Consider the following 18071-nt stretch of genomic DNA (forward strand, 5'->3'; position numbering starts at 1 on the left):
GCGAGTGAAGTTACTTTATGTTGCGGGGTGCAAGCAAGCAGTTAAGTAAGACTTAACGCATTCAAGGTCGCATTCGTCGCTTAAGACCCCGTCCCGGACAGATCAGCGTCCGGCGAGGACCCGGGTTGTCGCACCGGCGAGGCAGGATGGGAGGCGTGGCGGACGAGGTGACCCAGGGGGCGGCGGTCCTGGCGGAGTTCGGCGCGGCGACCCGGGAGTGGTTCACCGCGGCCTTCGCGGCGCCCACCGCCGCCCAGGAAGGCGCCTGGCGGTCGGTCGCCGCCGGGCGCAACGCCCTGGTCGTCGCCCCGACCGGCTCCGGCAAGACCCTCGCGGCGTTCCTCTGGTCGCTCGACCGGCTGGCCAAGGAGCCGCCGCCGGCCGAGGCGCGGCAGCGCTGCCGGGTGCTCTACGTCAGCCCGCTCAAGGCGCTCGCCGTCGACGTGGAACGCAACCTGCGTGCCCCGCTCACCGGCATCCGGCAGGCCGCCACCCGGCTCGGCATCACCCCGCCCGACATCACCGTGGGCATGCGCACCGGCGACACCCCCGCCGACGAGCGGCGGGCCTTCGCCCGGACCCCGCCGGACATCCTCATCACCACGCCCGAGTCGCTGTTCCTGCTCCTCACCTCCGCCGCCCGCGACTCGCTGCGCGGGGTCCGCACGGTGATCGTCGACGAGGTGCACGCGGTCGCCGGCACGAAGCGCGGCGCCCACCTGGCGCTCTCCCTGGAACGCCTCGACGCGCTGCTGGAGACCCCGGCCCAGCGGATCGGGCTCTCCGCCACCGTCCGGCCGATCGACGCCTGCGCCCGCTTCCTCGGCGGGGCCCGCCCCGTCGACGTGGTGCAGCCGCCCTCCAGCAAGACCATCGAGGTCAGCGTCCAGGTGCCGGTGGAGGACATGACCCGCCTTGACGAACAGGAGCCGCCGGAGGACGCGCTGGGCGGGGTCGGCCCCCGCCGGGCATCGATCTGGCCGGCCGTCGAGGAGCGGGTCTTCTCGCTGATCCGGTCGCACCGGTCGACCATCGTCTTCACCAACTCGCGGCGCAGCGCCGAGCGGCTCTGCGCGCGGCTCAACGAGCTGGCCGCCGAGGAGTTGGAGGCGGCGGCCGCCCCGGACGGCAGTCGCGTGGCCCGGGGCGGGGAGCCGGTGGGCGTATCCGAGCTGTTGGCGGGGATGGACGGCCCGCCGGTTGGCGACGGCGGTCCGGCGGGTGGTCCCGGCCCGGCGCGGCGGCGTGGCGCCGACGCGTTCGGCGGGCCGGTCGGGCCGCTGCGGGCGCCCCGGCAGCCGGCCGAGGTGATGGCGCAGTCCGGGGCGGCGGCCGGCGCGCCGCCGGTCATCGCCCGCGCCCACCACGGCAGCGTCTCCCGCGAGGAGCGCAAGCACATCGAGGAGGCGCTCAAGTCCGGGCAGCTCCCGGCCGTGGTCGCCACCTCCAGCCTGGAGCTGGGCATCGACATGGGCGCGGTCGACCTGGTCGTGCAGATCGAGGCCCCGCCGAGCGTCGCCGCCGGCCTGCAACGCGTCGGACGGGCCGGGCATCAGGTCGGCGCCGTCTCCCGGGGCGTGGTCTTCCCGAAGCACCGCGGCGACCTGCTCTCCTGCACGGTGGTCGCCGAGCGGATGGGCCAGGGCGCGATCGAGGAGCTGCACTACCCGCGCAACCCGCTCGACGTGCTGGCCCAGCAGATCGTGGCGATGGTGGCCCTGGAGCCGTGGCGGCTGGGCGACCTGGCCGTGCTGGTCCGCCGGGCCGCGCCCTTCGCCGAGCTGCCCGACTCGGCGCTGCACGCGGTGCTCGACATGCTCTCCGGGCGCTACCCGTCGACCGCCTTCGCCGAGCTGCGGCCCCGGCTGGTCTGGGACCGGGCCGCCGACGTGCTCACCGGCCGGCCCGGCGCGCAGCGGCTCGCCGTCACCAGCGGCGGCACCATCCCCGACCGGGGCCTGTTCGGGGTCTTCCTGGCCGGCGCCGAGCGGGCCGCCCGCGTCGGTGAGCTGGACGAGGAGATGGTCTACGAGTCTCGGGTCGGCGACGTCTTCCTGCTCGGCTCGTCGTCCTGGCGGATCGAGGAGATCACCCCCGACCGGGTGCTCGTCTCCCCCGCTCCCGGGCAGGCCGCCCGGATGCCGTTCTGGAAGGGCGACCAGCTCGGCCGCCCGGTCGAGCTGGGCCGGGCCATCGGCGCGCGGGTCCGGGCGCTGCTGCGCCAGTCCGACACCGACGCCGTGGCCGCGCTGCGCGCGGGCGGGCTGGACGACTGGGCCGCCGGCAACCTGATGACCTACCTGCGCGAGCAGAAGGAGGCCACCCGGTCGCTGCCCGACGACCGCACGGTGGTGGTCGAGCGGTTCCGCGACGAGCTGGGCGACTGGCGGCTCGCCGTGCACTCGGTGCTCGGCGCCCGCGTCAACGGCCCGTGGGCGCTCGCCATCGGCCGCCGGCTCGCCGAGCGTTACGGGGTGGACGCCCAGGTGATGCCCTCCGACGACGGCATCGTGGTCCGGCTGCCCGACACCGCCGAGGAGCCGCCCGGCGCCGACGTGGTGGTCTTCGACCCGGAGGAGATCGCCCAGCTCGTCGAGGAGTCCGTCGGCACCTCGGCGCTGTTCGCCTCGCGGTTCCGCGAGTGCGCGGCCCGGTCCCTGCTGCTGCCCCGCCGCGACCCGCGCCGCCGGCAGCCGCTCTGGCAGCAGCGCCAACGCGCCGCGCAGCTCCTCGACGTGGCCCGCGAGTACGCCGACTTCCCGGTCACCCTGGAGGCCGCCCGGGAGTGCCTCCAGGACGTCTTCGACCAGCCCGCGCTGGCCGAGCTGATGCGCGACCTGGGCGCCCGCAAGGTCCGCCTGGTCGAGGTGGAGTCCGAGCGCCCGTCGCCGTTCGCGCGCTCGCTGCTCTTCGGCTACGTCGGCGCGTTCCTTTACGAGGGCGACGCGCCGCTGGCCGAGCGGCGGGCCGCCGCCCTGGCCCTCGACTCCGGGCTCCTCGGCGAGCTGCTCGGCCGGGTCGATCTGCGGGAACTGCTCGACCCCGCGGTGCTGGCCGAGACCGAACGGCAACTGCGCTGGCGGACCGAGCAGCGCCGCGCTCGCGACGCGGAGGATGTGGTCGAGCTGCTCCGGGTGGTCGGCGACCTGAGCGAGGCCGAGCTGGCCGAGCGGGGCGTACCGGCCGGGTGGCTGGGCGAGCTGGAGGCGACCCGGCGGGTGCTGCGCGTCCGGATCGCCGGCGAGGACCGCTGGGTGGTCGTCGAGGACGCCGCCCGGCTCCGCGACGCGCTCGGCGTGGCGCTGCCCGTCGGGGTGGCCGAGGCCTACCTGACACCGGTGGCCGACCCGCTCGGCGACCTGGTCGCCCGCTACGCCCGCACCCACGGCCCGTTCGCGGCGGCCACCTGCGCCGCCCGGTTCGGGCTCGGGGTGTTCGTCGTCGAGCAGGCGCTGCGCCGGCTCGCCGCCACCGGGCGGGTGGTCTCCGGCGAGTTCGCCCCGGACAGCGTCGGCACCCAGTGGTGCGACGCCGAGGTGCTGCGGATGCTGCGCCGCCGGTCCCTCGCCGCGCTGCGCCGGGAGATCGAGCCGGTGCCGCCCCGGGCGCTCGCCGCGTTCCTGCCCCGCTGGCAGCAGGTCGGCTCCTCGGCCCGGGGCGTCGAGGCGGTCGCCGCCACCGTGGAGCAGTTGCAGGGCGCGGCCGTGCCGGCGTCCGCGCTGGAACGTCTCGTGCTGCCCGCCCGCATCGCCGACTACTCCCCCGCCCAGCTCGACGAGCTCTGCGCCAGCGGGGAGGTGGTCTGGGCCGGGTCCGGGGCGATCTCCGGCGGCGACGGCTGGGTGACGCTGGCCTACGCGGACGTCGCACCGCTGCTGCTTCCCCCGCCGGACGAGGCGCTGGCCGTCACCCCGCTGCACGAGGCCGTGCTCGACGCACTCACCGACGGGCAGGCGCTCTTCTTCCGCTCCCTGTCCGACCGGGTCGGCTCCACCGACGACACCGCCCTGACGGCCGCGGTGTGGGACCTCGTCTGGGCCGGTCACCTCACCAACGACACCCTGGCCCCGCTCCGGGCGGCGCTTGGCGGCGGCGGGGCGCACCGGAGCCGGCCGACCGCCCCGCGCACCCGCTACCGCCGCCCCGGCCGGGTGGCGCTGCCCAGCCGCGGCGGCCCGCCCACCGTGGCCGGCCGCTGGTCCCGGCTGCCCGAACGCGACCTCGACCCCACCCGGCGGGCCGCCGCCCTCGCCGATCTGCTGCTCGAACGGCACGGCGTGGTCACCCGCGGCGCGGTCATGGCCGAGCAGGTGACCGGTGGCTTCGCGGCGGTCTACCCGGTGCTCTCCGCGCTGGAGGAACGCGGGGCGGCCCGCCGCGGCTACTTCGTCGAAGGGCTGGGCGCCGCCCAGTTCGCCGTGCCCGGGGCAGTCGACCGGATCCGCGCCCTCGCCGACCCCACCGACGACGGCCGGGCCCGGGGCGGCCCCACCGTGGTGCTCGCCGCCACCGATCCGGCGAACCCCTACGGTGCGGCCCTGCCCTGGCCCGACCGGGTGGTCGACTCCGGCGACGGGGCGGCCCCGGCCACCGGCCACCGGGCCGGGCGCAAGGCGGGGGCGCTGGTCGTGCTGGTCGGCGGCGACCTGGTGCTCTACGTCGAGCGGGGCGGGCGGACCATCCTCTCCTTCACCGACGACACCGACACGCTGGCCGCGGCCGGCAAGGCGCTCGCCGACGCCGTGCACTCCGGCGCGCTCGGCGCGATCTCCGTGGAACGCGCCGACGGCGAGGCGGTGCACTCGTCGCCGCTGCGCGACGCGCTCACCGCGGCCGGCTTCCGCGCCACCCCCCGCGGCCTCCGCCTCCGCGGCTGACCAGGCCGACACCCGGCCCGCACGCTGGGCAGGAAGAACCGTGCGGACCGGGTCGCTAGGGTGTGCCGCACATGACGAGGAGGGACCGATGGCCTCGATCCAGGTACGACCCGCCGGACCCGGCGACCACGCCGACCTCGCGGCCCTGCACCAGCGGGAGTGGGACGGCCCGCACGTTGTGGTCCACGACAGCCGCTGCGACCTGCGGGAACCACCCAACCTGGTGGGCGTGGACGCGGGCGCGGTGGACCGGGCACGGGCCGTCAAGCCGAGCATCCCGTACCTGGGAGAGGACGACATCCCGCTCCACGACGAGCTGCGGCTGGAGCGGCGCCTCACCCCACCGGCGGCCCAGTCGTGACCCGCCCCGACGGAGCGCCGGCCGGCGGCCCCTGGATCTCGCTGACCACCGACTACGGCCTGGCCGACGGGTTCGTGGCGGCCTGCCACGGGGTGCTCGCCCGGCTCGCCCCGGCCGCCCGGGTGATCGACGTGACCCACCTCGTGCCGCCGGCCGACGTACGCCGGGGCGCGGCGGTGCTCGCGCAGGCCGTGCCGTACCTGCCGGTGGGGGTGCACGTGGCGGTGGTCGACCCGGGCGTCGGCACGGCACGGCGCGGTGTCGCCCTGGCCACCGCGGGCGGGCTGCTGGTCGGCCCGGACAACGGGGTGCTGCTGGACGCCGCCGAGGCCCTCGGCGGGATCACCGGGGGGGCCGAGCTGACCAATCCGGCCTGGCTCGCTCCGACGGTCTCCCGCACCTTCCACGGGCGGGACGTGTTCGCGCCGGTCGCCGCGCGGCTGGCGCTCGGCGCGCCGTTGGCCGAGGCGGGCCCGGCCGTGGACCCGGCGACACTGGTCCGGCTGCCGGCGCCGGTGGTGCGCGCCGACGACGCGGGCTTCACCGCCGAGGTGCTGACCGTCGACCACTTCGGCAACGTCCAGCTCGCCGCCCCCGGCGCGCTGCTGGCCGGGCTGCCGGAGCGGGTACGGGTGGCCGGCCGGGCGGCGGTGCGCGGGCGCACCTTCGGCGACGCCCCAGGCGGCGGGCTGGTCGCGTACGTGGACTCGGCCGGGCTGGTCGCGCTGGCGGTCAACACCGGCCGGGCGGTCGACCTGCTCGGCGTACGCCCCGGCGAGGTGGTGACGGTGACCGGCGACTGAGCCGGCCGCCCTGCGAATTCGGCGGACCGAGGGAGGATGGAGGGGTGCCCGAAGGCGACACCGTCTGGAACACCGCCCGCGTCCTTCAGCGCGCCCTGGCCGGCGCCCGGCTCACCGGCTCCGACTTCCGCGTGCCGCAGCTCGCCGCGACCGACCTGACCGGCTGGACCGTGCGCGAATCGGCCAGCCGGGGCAAACACCTGCTGCTCCGGCTCACCGCGCCGCCCGAAGCCGCCGCGCGAACCACCGCCGCGCGGACGGACGCCGCGCGGACCGACGCCGCGCGGACCACCGCCGCGCCGCCCGACGCCGCCGACGGGGGCGGGCGGGACTGGACGCTGCACTCGCATCTGCGGATGGACGGTGCCTGGCGGGCGTACGCACCGGGTGAGCGGTGGGCGGCCCGGCCGGCGCACCTGATCCGGGTGGTGCTTCGCTCCCCCGGCGCGGTCGCGGTCGGCTACCACCTGCACGAGCTGGCCCTGATCCCGACCGCCGAGGAGGAGTCGCTGGTCGGCCATCTCGGCCCGGACCTGCTCGGCCCCGACTGGGACCCGGACGAGGCGGTGCGCCGGCTGTCCGCCCGCCCGGACGAGACCATCGGCGAGGCACTGCTGGACCAGCGCAACCTGGCCGGGGTGGGCAACCTCTACAAGTGCGAGGTGCTGTTCCTGCGCGGGGTCAACCCGTGGACGCCGGTCCGGGCGGTGCCCGACCTGCCGGGCACGGTCACCCTCGCGCAGCGGCTGCTCGCCGCCAACCGGGGCCGCTGGGCGCAGAGCACCACCGGGTCGCTGCACCGCGGCCAGACCAGCTACGTCTACGGCCGCCGGGCGCAGCCGTGCCGGCGCTGCGGCACCGCGATCCGTAAGGAGGAGCTGGGCGAGCGGGTGACGTACTGGTGCCCGGCCTGCCAACCGGACCGCCGCTGACGGCGACCGGTGGCCGGGACGGCGCGTGGAACTTCCACGAACCACCCAAGATCGTCCGAGATAGGGACGATTGGGTAGTTCCCTCCCGCACCTTCGGCGTCGCATGCTGCGGTGGAGTGCTCACCGATCGTCAGCAGCGCGTACGCCCGCCACATCGGGGTGACGGCAGGCGCGCCCCGACCCCGGGGAGAGCCATGGTGCTGTTCCGCAGACTCCGGCCGGGATGGACGGACCGGTTCGCCCGGACCGCCGAGGACCACGCGCCGACGGTGCCCGCCGCCCGCGCCGCCGAGGAGGAGACCGGCCCCGCCCCGGCCAGCCTCGACCCGGCCGCCGTGCCGCGCTGCTTCGGCCCGATGCCGAACTTCGCCGCCAGCCCGCTGCCCGCGCTCGACCGGGACGGCCGGCCGGTGCCCGGCACCGGCGTCCGCAAGTTCGTCGACCCGCTGCCGGTGCCTGGCCCGCTGGCCACCGCCGGGCTGGGCGCCCGCCTGCCCGTCGCGGTTCCCGACACGATCACCTGGCCGGGCTGCGACTACTACGAGATCGGCCTCCAGGAGTACGCGCAACGCCTGCACAGCGACCTGCCGGCCACCCGGCTGCGCGGCTACCGCCAGCTCAACCTGGGCACCGACGCGGCCGGCCACAACACGGTGGTCCCGCCCGACCGGCCCTGGCACCTCGGCCCGATGATCGTGGCCCGGCGCGGCCGGCCGGTGCGGATCAAGTTCATCAACCAGCTCCCCACCGGCCGGGCCGGCGAACTGTTCCTGCCGGTCGACGAGACGGTCGACGGGGCCGGGACCGGCCCGCTTGACGGGCCAGCGCCCTACCCGCAGAACCGGGCGGTGCCACACCTGGCCGGTGCGCAGACCGGGTGGATCAGCGCCGGCAACCCGTGGCAGTGGGTCACCCCGGCCGGCGAGATCACCCCGTACCCGACCGGGGTCGGGGTGACCCCGGTGCCGGACATGCCGCCGCCCGGCGCCGGCGCCACCACGCTCTACTTCCCCAACGAGCAGAGCGGCCGACTCATGTGGCTGCACGACAACACCCTCGGACTGTCCCGGCTCACCGTCTATTCCGGGCAGCTCGCGCTCTATCTGCTCACCGACCCGGCCGAGGAGCGGCTGGTCGACGGCGGGGTGCTTCCCGCCGACCATCTCCCCCTGGTGATCGAGGACAAGACCTTCGTGCCGGACGACGCCCAGCTCGCCGCCCAGGATCCCACCTGGGACCGGGACCGCTGGGGCGCGAAGGGCAGCCTCTGGCACCCGCACGTCTACCAGCCCCGGCAGAACCCGTACGGGAGCACTGGCGGAAACCGGACCGGCCGCTGGGACTACGGCCCGTGGACGCACGACCCGGACGGCGGGGCCAGCCCCTGGATCGCCCCGGTCCCGAACCCGCACCACGACCCCGTCGCCGAGCCGGACGAGCCCCCGCTGGCCCCGGGCGTGCCCCACCCGTCGGCCGTGCCCGAGGCGTACGGGGACACCCCGCTGGTCAACGGGGTGGCCTACCCGTACCTGGAGGTCGCGCCGCGGGCGTACCGGTTCCGGATCCTCAACGCCTGCCCGGACCGGACGCTCAACCTCCAGCTCTACCGGGCCCGCGCGGACGAGCCGATGTGGACCGAGACCGGGGCTCCGGGCGACCCGCGCGCCGGGGAGGTGCCGATGGTCGACGCCGCCCGGGCCGCCGGCCGGCCGGCGCACTGGCCGGTCGACGGGCGCGAGGGCGGGGTGCCCGACCCGGCCGCCGTCGGTCCGGAGCTGATCCAGATCGGCAACGAGGGCGGCCTGCTGCCCGCCCCCGTGGTGCTTCCGAACCGCCCGATCGGCTACCGGTACGACCGCCAGGACCCGACCGCGCTCAACGTGGACGGGCACACCCTGCTGCTCGCCCCCGGCGAGCGGGCCGACGTGGTGGTCGACTTCGCCGGCGTCCCGCCGGGCAGCACGCTGATCCTCTACAACGACTGCCCGGCCCCGCTGCCCCGGTTCGATCCCCGCTACGACCAGCACACCGACGCACCGGACCGCACCGCCACCGGCGGCCTCCCCGCCGCCCGCCCCGGCTACGGCCCGAACACCCGAACCCTGCTCCAGATCCGGGTGACCGGCACCCCGGCCGCGCCGTACGACCGGGACCGGCTCGCCGCCCGGCTGCCCGGCGCGTACGCGGAGAGCCAGCGACCGCCGATCGTGCCGCAGCCGGCCTACGACGCCGCCTTCGGCACCCGCACTCCCGGCGCGACGCTGGTGCCGGCGCGCGCCACCTCGGTGACCTTCACCCCGGCCGGCGCGGCCGCCCCGGTCACCCTGCCGCTGGCCGTGAAGTCGGTCGGGCAGGTCTTCGAACCCCGGCACGGCCGGGCGGTGGGGCGGCTCGGGGTCGCCCACCCGAACGCCGGGCAGCGCACCCCGGCCACCCTGCCGCTCGGCCCCGTCGACCCGGCCACCGAGGTGCTGTACGCGACCGACCCGACCGTGCCGGTGGGCGCGCCGGCCGACGGCACCCAGCTGTGGCGGATCGTCGGCGACGCGCCGCGCACCCACCCGGTGCACATCGAGGGCTGCGATGTGCAACTGGTCAACCGGGTCGGCTGGGACGGCACGGTCCGCCCGCCGGACGCCAACGAGCTGGGCTGGAAGGACACCGTCCGGGTCAACCCGCGGGAGGACGTGATCGTGGCCCTGCGCCCGGTGCCGCCCAGCCTCCCCTTCAAGATCGGCGACAGCGTGCGGCTGCTCGACCCGACCCGGCCGGCGGGCGCCCGGCTGGACGCGAGCCCCGTCAGCCCGGTCGACGGGCGGCCCGCCGTGGTGGTCAACCAACTGGTCAACCTGGGCTGGGAGTACCGCTGGCAGACCCGCTCGGCGGGGCTGCGCGACCAGGGCATGAGCCGGCCGCTGGTGCTGCGGGTGGCACCCAGGGCGCCGACCGGGCTGACCGCCACGCCGGCGCCCGGTTCGGCCACCGCGCTGCCCGCCATCGCGCTGGCCTGGACCGGCAACGGCAGCCGCCCGCCGGCCACCAGCCACCGGCTGCAACGCGCCACCGACGCGGCCTTCACGGCCGGGCTCACCGAGATCACCGTGGCCGCCACCGCCACCCGGTACACCGACGCGACCGTCACCCCCGGCGTCACCTACCACTACCGGATCCGGGCCGAGAACGCGGCGAGCTGCTCCGCCTGGTCGAACAGCGTCCCCGCCTCGGTGCAGCTCACCGCCCCGGCGAAGCTGGCCGCCGTGGTGCCGCCGGCCGCGCCGCTGCGGATCGCGCTGCGCTGGGCGAACCGCTCCTTCGCCACCGGGCTGGACGTGCAGCGGGCGACCAACCCGACGTTCACGAGCGGGCCGGGGACCACCGCCATCGCCGTGGGCGAGGCCCATCTCGACCCGGCGGTCGCCCCGGACACCACCTACTACTACCGGGTACGCACCACCTACCTGGGCGCGGCGTCACCCTGGTCGACGGTGGCCACGGTGACCACGCCGCCCCGGCCCGGGGTGCCGACCGGAGTCCTCGCCACCGCCACGGCGCCCGCCCCGGACACCGCCACGGTGATCCTGAGCTGGTCGGCCAGCACGCCGACCGGGGCGGGCGCCGGCTTCGTGGTGCAGCGCGCCACCGACGCCGCCTTCGCCCACGATCTGGCCACGTTCAGCGTGACCGGCCGGGGCTTCACCAACACGGGCCTCGCCCGGGGCGTCACCTACCACTACCGGATCCGCTCGACGAACGTCGTCGGCACCTCCCCCTGGACCACCCCCACCCAGGTAACCACCCCCGACTGACCGCCCCCGCCCTTGTTGATCAAGAAGTTTGCGTCGGGAAATCCCCCGCTCCTGACCCAAACCTCTTGATCAACGCGGAGACGAGGCGTGGGGTCGTCAGGGGGTGCGGAGGGGGGTGTGGGCGGTGCGGAGTTCGGCCAGGGCGGACGCGACGCCGTGCAGCAGGTCGGTGGCCTCGGTGAGGCGGGCGGCCGAGGGGTGCTCGATGCTCGGGTGGGCGTCCTCGGCCACGTAGCCGGCGGCGGCGACCACCAGCCGCTCGTACGCGGCCACCCCGCTCTCCAGTTGATCGACCAGGGTGGCGTGCGCCTCGGCGAGCGACCCGCGCGCCTCGGCGGGGGCGAGCTTCAGGGCGCGTTCCACGCCGGCCACCCGGTTGGCCAGGTCGCGCAGGGAGCGGTCGGCCTCTGCCGCCTCGCGGACCGCCGGCTCGGCCAGCCCGGTGAGCCGGCCGGCCAGCCCGGCCAGGGTCAGCGCGGCCCGGTCCAGCCGGGCCCACGCCTCGGCGGCGGTGGTGCCGCGCAGCGCGAGGCGGGAGCGGACCCGGCGTACCTCGGCGAGGACCCCGGGGCCCACGGGCAGCCGCTCGACGGCGGCGACCAGCCGGGCACGGGAGCGGGCGGCGGCCTCGGCCGGGTCGAGGGCCGGCGGGGCCGGCACGGCGGCGAGGACTCTCAGGTCGACCCAGCGCCAGGCGGCGACGGCGATGGCGCTGCCGGCGGCGCCGGCCCAGGCCGCGTCGGGCAGACCCAGCCCGGCGTACGGGGTCAGCACGGCGGCGGCGCCGCCCAGCCCACCGGCCAGGACGCTCCAACGCCGCGCCGACCGGCGCAACCTGCGCAGTCGGCGGAAGTGCCGCGCCCGCTCGTCGACCATCGGTCTCCCCCGTCCCCTAGCTCGTGGTGCTCTCCCCGGTGCCGCGCTCCCGGCCCATGCTGGCGCGGAGCTCGTCGAGCCGGGCGGCGGCCGCCGGGTCGGCGGGCTGCTCCACCCCGGGGCGTTCCTGCCGGCCGCCGAGCTGCTCGCCGGCCATGCTCGACCGGATCTGCTCCAGTCTCGCCGACCCGGCGGAGTCGAGGGTCGCCTTCTGGATCTCCAGCATCCGGCCCTCGACGGAGTTGCCGGCCAGTTCGGCCCGGCCCATCGCGTCGGCGTAGCGGCGCTCGATCCGGTCGCGGACCTCGTTGAGCTGCGGGGTGGTGCCGGGGGCGGTGAGCGCCGACATCGACTCCAGCGAGCGGGCCACCGTCTCCTGCATCTTGGCCTGCTCGAGCTGGCTGAGCAGCTTGGTGCGCTCGGCCAGCTTCTGCTGGAGGATCATCGAGTTGTTCTCGACCGCCTTGCGGGCCTGCGCGGCCGCGCCGAGCGCCTGGTCGTGCAGGGTCTTGAGGTCCTCCATCGCCTGCTCGGCGGAGACCAGCTGGCTGGCGAGCAGCTGCGCGGACTGCTCGTAGCGCCCGGCCTCGGTCTCGTCGCCGCGGCCCCGGGCCTGGTCGGCCAGGACCAAGGCCTGCCGGGCGTTGGCCTGGAGCTGCTCGACCTCGGTCATCTGCCGGGACAGCTTCATCTCCAGCTGGCGTTGGTTGCCGATCACGGCGGCCGCCTGCTGGACCAGCGCCTGGTGCTGCCGCTGGGCCTCCTCGATGGCCTGCTGGATCTGCACCTTCGGATCGGCGTGCTCGTCGATCTTCGCGCCGAAGAGCGCCATCAGGTATTTCCAACCCTTGACGAACGGGTTCGCCATCTCCGCCTTGTCCCCTCAGTAGCGTCGCGTCGCCCGACCGGGGTCGACCGGCGAGCCGCGCGGTGTGCCTCCATCGTCCCAGTCGGACGCCAACCCGGCACCCCGTACGACCCTGATCAACACTACGACGCGGTCGCCACCGGTGACCACGGCGCGACGGGGCCGGATCAGGCGGCGCAGACCACGTCCCGGTCCGCGGGGCGGACCCGGGTGGTGCGGAGCGTCGCCTTGAGCGGCGAGTCCTGGCGGACCTGGACGGCCACCGAGCCGTCGGAGGTGACCTGGTGGACCCCCCGGTTGGTCGCCTTGCGCACGGCCGGCGTCGGCTCGATCGACTCGTCGGCCATCGGGACCAGCACCCCGGGCATCTGCTCGGCCAGCGCGACCGTGTCGCTGACCTCGCGGAGCAGCTCGGAGAGGCGGGCGCCGAGCGCGTCGCAGATCGCGGCCAGCAGCTCGCTGGAGGGTTCCTTCTGGCCGCGCTCGATCTCGGAGAGGTAACCGAGGCTCACGTTGGCGGCGGAGGAGACCTCGCGGAGGGTGCGGTGCTGCCCCTGCCGGCGCGCCCGCAGTGCGTCACCGATCACCCGGCGTAGCAGAACCATCGCACCTCCCCCTGAACGGGAACCACCATCTCCGGCCGGGCGTGCCGCGCCGGGCGCGGCGGACCGCCCCTGCGCCGGCGACGTCCGCCGGAGCCTTCCCGCAACCGTACCCGTTGGTCGCCCCGACGACATCCCACCCCGCCTCTCCAATCCTGCGGACCCGACCTTGCGGGCCGGTCGGCGGCCCGGGCCGGATCGCCCGCGGTCGGGCGTGTCACGGACCGGCTCACCCCGGGCCGGCTCCGGTCCGATCGGTGCCGTCCGCCTCGTCGGCGGACTGCGCCTCGTCCGCCTGGGCGGCGGCGTGGATCTGCTCGGCGAGCAGGCGCAGCGCCTCGATCACCGCGGCCGAGCGGATGTGGTCCCGGCCACCGTCGAGGCACAGCTCGCGTACCTCGGTGCCGCCGGGACCGGCCGCGGCGACGTAGACCAGGCCGACCGGCTTGCCGTCCTGCGGCTCCGGCCCGGCCACGCCGGTGGTGGCCAGCCCCCAGTCGGCGCCGCACCGCCGCCGCCCGCCCTCGGCGAGGGCGGCGGCCACGTCCGGATCGACCGGTCCGCGCTCGACCAGCAGGTCCTCCGGTACGCCGGCCAGCTCCGACTTCAACTCGGTGGCGTAGACCACCAGGCCGCCCCGGAAGACCCCGCTCACCCCGGCGATCTCCACGATCGCGGCGGAGAGCAGCCCGCCGGTCAGCGACTCGACGGTGGCCAGGGTCTCCTTGCGCTCGTGCAGGCTGTGCACCACCGAGGCCGCCGGACTGCCGGCGGGCCGCTCGTACTTCGCATCCGTCCCCATGCCGGCCCTCTCTTCCCGCACCGCGGCGACCTACTCATCCTGCGCACTGATTCGCCGATCATGCGGTTGTCGCCGGCGACGCGCCGCTCGGGGTCAGCGGGTGGGGCGGCGCAGGCGCAGCGCCTGGGCGATGTAGTCGAAGCCGGTGACCACCGTGACCACCACGGCCGCGCCCATGATCCAGGGACCGACGGGGGCCAGCGCGTCGGGCATCGGCCAGAGGTACCAGGTGATCGCCAGGATCTGCAGCGCGGTCTTGACCTTGCCGCCCCGGCTGGCCGCGATGACGCCGTGCCGGATCACCCAGAACCGCAGCGCGGTGATGCCCAGCTCGCGGGCGAGGATCACCGCGGTCACCCACCAGGGCAGCCGGTCGTAGAAGGAGAGCAGCACCAGGGCGGCGCCGGTGAGCGCCTTGTCGGCGATCGGGTCGGCCACCTTGCCGAGCGAGGTGACCAGCCCGAACCGGCGGGCGATCCAGCCGTCCACCAGGTCGGTCGCCGAGGCCACCACGAAGATCAGGCAGGCCGCCATCCGCCAGCCGGCGTGGCTCATCGCGGAGGCGACCACGGTGACCGCGAAGACCGGGACCAGCACGAGCCGCACCGCGGTCAGCACGTTCGCCGCGTTGAGCAGGGGCACCGGGGCCGCCACGGTCGACTCCGCCCCGGTCATGTCCGGCACCGCCCCACGTGGCTTCCCCGTTCTGTCCGGGCCCGCCGTCACCGTGCCGCGCCGGGCGCCGCCGAGATCATCTCATCCGGTACGGCGACCAGGTCCACTCCCTCGGTCGCGGTGACCGTGGCCCGGACCAGGTCGCCGGGGCGCAGCGCGGCCAGGTCCACCCCGCCGCCGTGCGGGGCGACCAGCGTGGTCGAGCCGTCGACCTCGGGCGCCTGGTGGGCGGCCCGCCCCTCGACCACGCCGTCGGCGACCGAGTCGACCAGCACCTCCACGGTCGAGCCGAGCCGCTCCTCGGCCCGCTGCGAGCAGAGCTCGTCGGCCAGCGCGGCGAGCTTGTCGTAGCGCCGCTTGATCGTCGCGGCGGAGACCTTGCCGGGCAGGCCGGCGGCCTCGGTGCCGTCCTCGTCGCTGTAGTCGAACACCCCGATGGCGTCGAGGCGCGCCTCGGTCAGGAACCGGACCAGCTCGGCCACGTCCTGCCGGGTCTCGCCCGGGAAGCCGACGATGAAGTTGCTCCGCGCGCCCGCCGCCGGGGCCAGCGCGCGGGCGGAGGCGAGTAGCTCCAGGAACCGGTCGGTGGAGCCGAACCGGCGCATCCGGCGCAGCACCGGCTCGCTGGAGTGCTGGAACGACAGGTCGAAGTACGCGGCCACGCCCGGCGTGGTGGCGATCACCTCGACCAGGCCGGGCCGGGTCTCGGCGGGCTGCAGGTAACTGGCCCGCACCCGCACGATGCCGTCGATCGCGGCGAGCTGCGGCAGCAGCTTCTCCAGCGCCCGGGGGTCGCCCAGGTCCTTGCCGTACGAGGTGGAGTTCTCGCTGACCAGCACCAGTTCGCGGACGCCGGTCTTGGCCAGCCACTCCGCCTCGGCGAGCAACTCGTCCGGGGTACGCGAGACGAACGCCCCGCGGAACGCCGGGATGGCGCAGAACGCGCAGCGCCGGTCGCAGCCGCTGGCCAGCTTGAGCGAGGCCACCGGCCCGGTGTCGAGCCGGTGCCGCAGCACCTGCCGCAGGTGCGCCGGGGTGTGCTCGTCGGCCTCGGCGGCGACCCGGGTCGGGGTGCCGTGGCCGGGCAGCGACACGGCCGACTCCCGGCGCTTCACCGGCGTGAGGGGCAGCAGCTCGCGCCGGTCGCGCGGGGTGTGCGCGCCCAGCGCCTCGCCGGCCACCACGGCGTCCAGCCGGGCCGAGATGTCCGGGTAGTCGTCGAAGCTGAGCACCGCCTGCGCCTCGGGGAGGCTGTCGGCCAGCTCGCGGCCGTAGCGCTCGGCCATGCAGCCGGCGGCGACCACCTTGGCGCCGGTGTCGGCGGCGGCCAGCAGCGTCTGGATCGAGTCGTGCTTGGCCTTCTCCACGAAACCGCAGGTGTTCACCACCACCACGTCGGCGCCCTCGCCGTCGGTGGTCACCTGCCAGCCGTCGGCGTGCAGCCGGGCGGCCAACTCCTCCGAGTCGACCTCGTTACGGGCGCAACCCAGGGTCAACAGGGCGACGCGACGGCCGTCGGCGCTGGCAGGGGGTGTGGGGGAGGTGGCGGACACCATCCGAGGGTACCGGGCCGGGCCCGGAACGCCGCGTCGGCCGGCCGCGGGCATCGGCCGGCTCACACTCAAGCCGCGGGTCAGCGGGCCGTCGCGCCGACCCGGGCCAGCCGGTCGAGCAGGAAGACCTCCGTGCCGGCCAGGCCGGTGGAGCAGAAGACCGAGATCTGGTCCGCGCCGGTCCGCCCCGGGACCGCCCCGGCCAGCACCGCGCCCAGGTCACGCAGCCGGTCCGCGTACGGCTCGACGGCGGCGAGCATCGGCGGGGCGTACGCGGCCGCCTGCGCGGGCGAGTCGGTGACCAGCAGGTCGGCGGCGTCCAGCAGGTCGGGCCCGAACTCGTGCCGGTCAACCTGCTTGAAGCCGACCGTGTTGACGTGGGTGCCCGGGGCGAGGTCGGCGGCGGCCAGCACCGGGCAGGTGCTGGTGGTGGCGAGCACCACGAGGTCCCGGTCGCGCACCGCCGCGGCGGCCGAGTCGACCGCGCGGGCCGGCACGCCCAGCTCGGCCCGGACCCGGGCGGCGAACGCCTCCCGGCGAGCCGCCGAGCGGCTGTGCACGGTCACCTCGCGCAGCGGGCGGACCGCGGCGGCGGCCCAGGCCTGGGTCCACGCCTGACGGCCCGAGCCGACCACGCCGAGGGTGGCCGCGTCGGGGCGGGCCAGCGCGTCCACGGCCACCCCGCCCAGTCCCCCGGTGCGCCGCGAGCCCAGCTCCTCGCCGACCGCGATGGCGCGTACCGCCCCGGTGGTGGCGTCGTGCAGCACCACGAGCTGCCCGCTCTCCGGGCGCCCGAACGTGTCGTACGAGCGGTAGCCGTACCACTCGCCGGTGAGGTGCCCGGCCGTGAGCACCATCCGGCCGCCGCCAAGCGGGGCGGACGCCCGGGGCGGGGCGATCAGCCGTCCCTCGTACGCGGCCAGCAGCGCGTCCCGCATGGCGGCGACGGTGAGCGGGGCGTCCACGGCGGCGGCGACGTCCTCGTCGGAGAAGAGCACGGTCATGCCGACCATCGTGCAACCTGAAGTTCGCGTGAACTCCAGCGATGGTGGGGATCGTCACCGTGCCGGACCGCCGGCCCCGGCGGTGCTAGCGTCGGATTCGGCGGCCCCGTGCCGCCCCGGACGAGTGGTGGGCGTACCCGGTCAGGCCAAGACGCCCCGCGTGACCGCCCGTCCCGGCCCCGGTGGCCGGGCCCGTCCCGTCAGAGGTGGCCCATGGCCTGGCTCGTACTGGTGCTCTCCGGAGTCCTGGAAACCGCGTGGGCGATCGCGCTGGACCGCAGCGCCGGCTTCACCCGCCCGCTCCCCTCCGTGGTCTTCGCCGTCTCGCTGGTGGCGAGCATGGCCGGCCTGGCGTACGCGCTGCGCGACATCCCGGTGGGCACCGGCTACGCGGTGTGGGTCGGCATCGGGGCGGTCGGCACCGCGCTGGTCGGCATGGTGGCGCTGGGCGAGTCGGCCAGCCTGCCCCGGATCGGCTGCCTGCTGCTGGTGGTCGCCGGCGTGGTCGGCCTCAAGCTCTTCCACTGACCTCCGGCCCGAGGGCGTCCCGTTTGGACGCCCTGCCGCCGCGGGTATCCCCTCTTCGCTTCACCCGAGTGGAACCCACCGACGGAGGACATCATGGCCGACATGCCCGCCAGCACCCGCCCCCGCAGCAACGCCGCCCGGATCTGCACGATCCTCGGTTTCGTCTTCGCCGTCATCGCCCTCTTCGTGCCGTTCCTCGGCCTGGTCGGGCTGATCCTCGGCATCGTCGGCGCGGTGCTCGGCGACAAGCCGCTCGGCTGGTACGCCGCCGTCGCGAGCGTCGTCGGCGCCGTCCTCGGCATGGTGATCGCCGCCGCGATCCTGAACTCCTGACCGACCCGCCAGCACGACGAGGGCCCGCCGGATCCCGGCGGGCCCTCGTCG

At 75.9% G+C, this 18071-nt stretch carries 14 protein-coding genes and 1 riboswitch; of the genes, 7 read left to right on the plus strand and 7 right to left on the minus strand.

Annotated elements, in window-relative coordinates; translation table 11 throughout:
- Positions 1–146 precede the first annotated feature (146 nt).
- The 5 genes from ACFYPD_RS14340 to ACFYPD_RS14360 all read left to right on the plus strand — a co-directional run bounded on the left by ACFYPD_RS14340 (position 147) and on the right by ACFYPD_RS14360 (position 10779).
- Positions 147–4877, plus strand: coding sequence for a DEAD/DEAH box helicase (locus ACFYPD_RS14340; RefSeq protein WP_387112893.1), 4731 nt, complete (start codon positions 147–149; stop codon positions 4875–4877).
- Positions 4878–4965: 88 nt separating this feature from the next.
- Positions 4966–5238, plus strand: a complete 273-nt coding sequence (locus ACFYPD_RS14345; protein WP_387112895.1) for a hypothetical protein — start codon at positions 4966–4968, stop codon at positions 5236–5238.
- A complete protein-coding gene (locus tag ACFYPD_RS14350) occupies positions 5235–6041 on the plus strand; it encodes an S-adenosyl-l-methionine hydroxide adenosyltransferase family protein (RefSeq protein WP_387112897.1) in 807 nt (268 codons plus the stop codon). The genes ACFYPD_RS14345 and ACFYPD_RS14350 overlap by 4 nt, the downstream gene beginning before the upstream one ends.
- Before the next feature lie 44 nt (positions 6042–6085).
- Positions 6086–6973, plus strand: a complete 888-nt coding sequence (locus ACFYPD_RS14355; protein ID WP_387112899.1) for a zinc finger domain-containing protein — start codon at positions 6086–6088, stop codon at positions 6971–6973.
- 194 nt (positions 6974–7167) lie between these two features.
- Positions 7168–10779: a multicopper oxidase domain-containing protein gene (locus tag ACFYPD_RS14360; protein WP_387112901.1), complete on the plus strand. Its 3612-nt coding sequence runs from the start codon at positions 7168–7170 to the stop codon at positions 10777–10779.
- A gap of 96 nt (positions 10780–10875) precedes the next feature.
- Here ACFYPD_RS14360 and ACFYPD_RS14365 read toward each other — a convergent pair whose 3' ends face one another.
- The 7 genes from ACFYPD_RS14365 to ACFYPD_RS14395 all read right to left on the minus strand — a co-directional run bounded on the left by ACFYPD_RS14365 (position 10876) and on the right by ACFYPD_RS14395 (position 17159).
- Positions 10876–11655, minus strand: coding sequence for a hypothetical protein (locus tag ACFYPD_RS14365; protein ID WP_387112903.1), 780 nt, complete (start codon positions 11653–11655; stop codon positions 10876–10878).
- Between the two features lie 16 nt (positions 11656–11671).
- Positions 11672–12523 carry a PspA/IM30 family protein gene (locus ACFYPD_RS14370; protein ID WP_387112905.1) on the minus strand — a complete coding sequence of 284 codons (852 nt, stop codon included), beginning with the start codon at positions 12521–12523 and terminating at the stop codon, positions 11672–11674.
- 167 nt (positions 12524–12690) lie between these two features.
- A complete protein-coding gene (locus ACFYPD_RS14375; protein ID WP_387112907.1) occupies positions 12691–13128 on the minus strand; it encodes a helix-turn-helix domain-containing protein in 438 nt (145 codons plus the stop codon).
- Positions 13129–13354: 226 nt separating this feature from the next.
- The gene (locus ACFYPD_RS14380; protein WP_387112909.1) at positions 13355–13927 is read right to left on the minus strand and encodes a CinA family protein; all 573 of its coding nucleotides are present in this window, start codon (positions 13925–13927) and stop codon (positions 13355–13357) included.
- A gap of 93 nt (positions 13928–14020) precedes the next feature.
- Positions 14021–14602 carry a CDP-diacylglycerol--glycerol-3-phosphate 3-phosphatidyltransferase gene (pgsA, locus tag ACFYPD_RS14385; RefSeq protein ID WP_387112910.1) on the minus strand — a complete coding sequence of 194 codons (582 nt, stop codon included), beginning with the start codon at positions 14600–14602 and terminating at the stop codon, positions 14021–14023.
- Positions 14603–14649: 47 nt separating this feature from the next.
- A complete protein-coding gene (gene rimO, locus ACFYPD_RS14390; RefSeq protein ID WP_387112912.1) occupies positions 14650–16158 on the minus strand; it encodes a 30S ribosomal protein S12 methylthiotransferase RimO in 1509 nt (502 codons plus the stop codon).
- A 77-nt stretch (positions 16159–16235) separates the two neighbouring features.
- Positions 16236–17159: an ornithine cyclodeaminase family protein gene (locus tag ACFYPD_RS14395; RefSeq protein ID WP_387113395.1), complete on the minus strand. Its 924-nt coding sequence runs from the start codon at positions 17157–17159 to the stop codon at positions 16236–16238.
- A gap of 95 nt (positions 17160–17254) precedes the next feature.
- A riboswitch (guanidine-III (ykkC-III) riboswitch) is annotated at positions 17255–17320 on the plus strand.
- A 52-nt stretch (positions 17321–17372) separates the two neighbouring features.
- Between ACFYPD_RS14395 and ACFYPD_RS14400 the strand changes: the two genes are divergently transcribed.
- Positions 17373–17687 (plus strand): DMT family transporter, encoded by a 315-nt coding sequence (locus ACFYPD_RS14400; protein WP_387112914.1) that lies wholly within the window; start codon positions 17373–17375, stop codon positions 17685–17687.
- A gap of 93 nt (positions 17688–17780) precedes the next feature.
- The gene (locus ACFYPD_RS14405; protein WP_387112916.1) at positions 17781–18020 is read left to right on the plus strand and encodes a hypothetical protein; all 240 of its coding nucleotides are present in this window, start codon (positions 17781–17783) and stop codon (positions 18018–18020) included.
- Positions 18021–18071: the final 51 nt, after the last annotated feature.

This window comes from Micromonospora sp. NPDC005299, from assembly GCF_042872345.1.
Taxonomy (GTDB): Bacteria; Actinomycetota; Actinomycetes; order Mycobacteriales; family Micromonosporaceae; genus Micromonospora.

Coding starts and splice junctions, on each gene's coding strand:
- ACFYPD_RS14340 (WP_387112893.1), top strand. CDS start 147: ATGGGAGGCGTGGCGGACGAGGTGACCCAGGGGGCGGCGGTCCTGGCG.
- ACFYPD_RS14345 (WP_387112895.1), top strand. CDS start 4,966: ATGGCCTCGATCCAGGTACGACCCGCCGGACCCGGCGACCACGCCGAC.
- ACFYPD_RS14360 (WP_387112901.1), top strand. CDS start 7,168: ATGGTGCTGTTCCGCAGACTCCGGCCGGGATGGACGGACCGGTTCGCC.
- ACFYPD_RS14365 (WP_387112903.1), bottom strand. CDS start 11,655: ATGGTCGACGAGCGGGCGCGGCACTTCCGCCGACTGCGCAGGTTGCGC.
- ACFYPD_RS14370 (WP_387112905.1), bottom strand. CDS start 12,523: ATGGCGAACCCGTTCGTCAAGGGTTGGAAATACCTGATGGCGCTCTTC.
- ACFYPD_RS14375 (WP_387112907.1), bottom strand. CDS start 13,128: ATGGTTCTGCTACGCCGGGTGATCGGTGACGCACTGCGGGCGCGCCGG.
- ACFYPD_RS14380 (WP_387112909.1), bottom strand. CDS start 13,927: ATGGGGACGGATGCGAAGTACGAGCGGCCCGCCGGCAGTCCGGCGGCC.
- pgsA (WP_387112910.1), bottom strand. CDS start 14,602: ATGACCGGGGCGGAGTCGACCGTGGCGGCCCCGGTGCCCCTGCTCAAC.
- rimO (WP_387112912.1), bottom strand. CDS start 16,158: ATGGTGTCCGCCACCTCCCCCACACCCCCTGCCAGCGCCGACGGCCGT.
- ACFYPD_RS14395 (WP_387113395.1), bottom strand. CDS start 17,159: ATGACCGTGCTCTTCTCCGACGAGGACGTCGCCGCCGCCGTGGACGCC.
- ACFYPD_RS14400 (WP_387112914.1), top strand. CDS start 17,373: ATGGCCTGGCTCGTACTGGTGCTCTCCGGAGTCCTGGAAACCGCGTGG.
- ACFYPD_RS14405 (WP_387112916.1), top strand. CDS start 17,781: ATGGCCGACATGCCCGCCAGCACCCGCCCCCGCAGCAACGCCGCCCGG.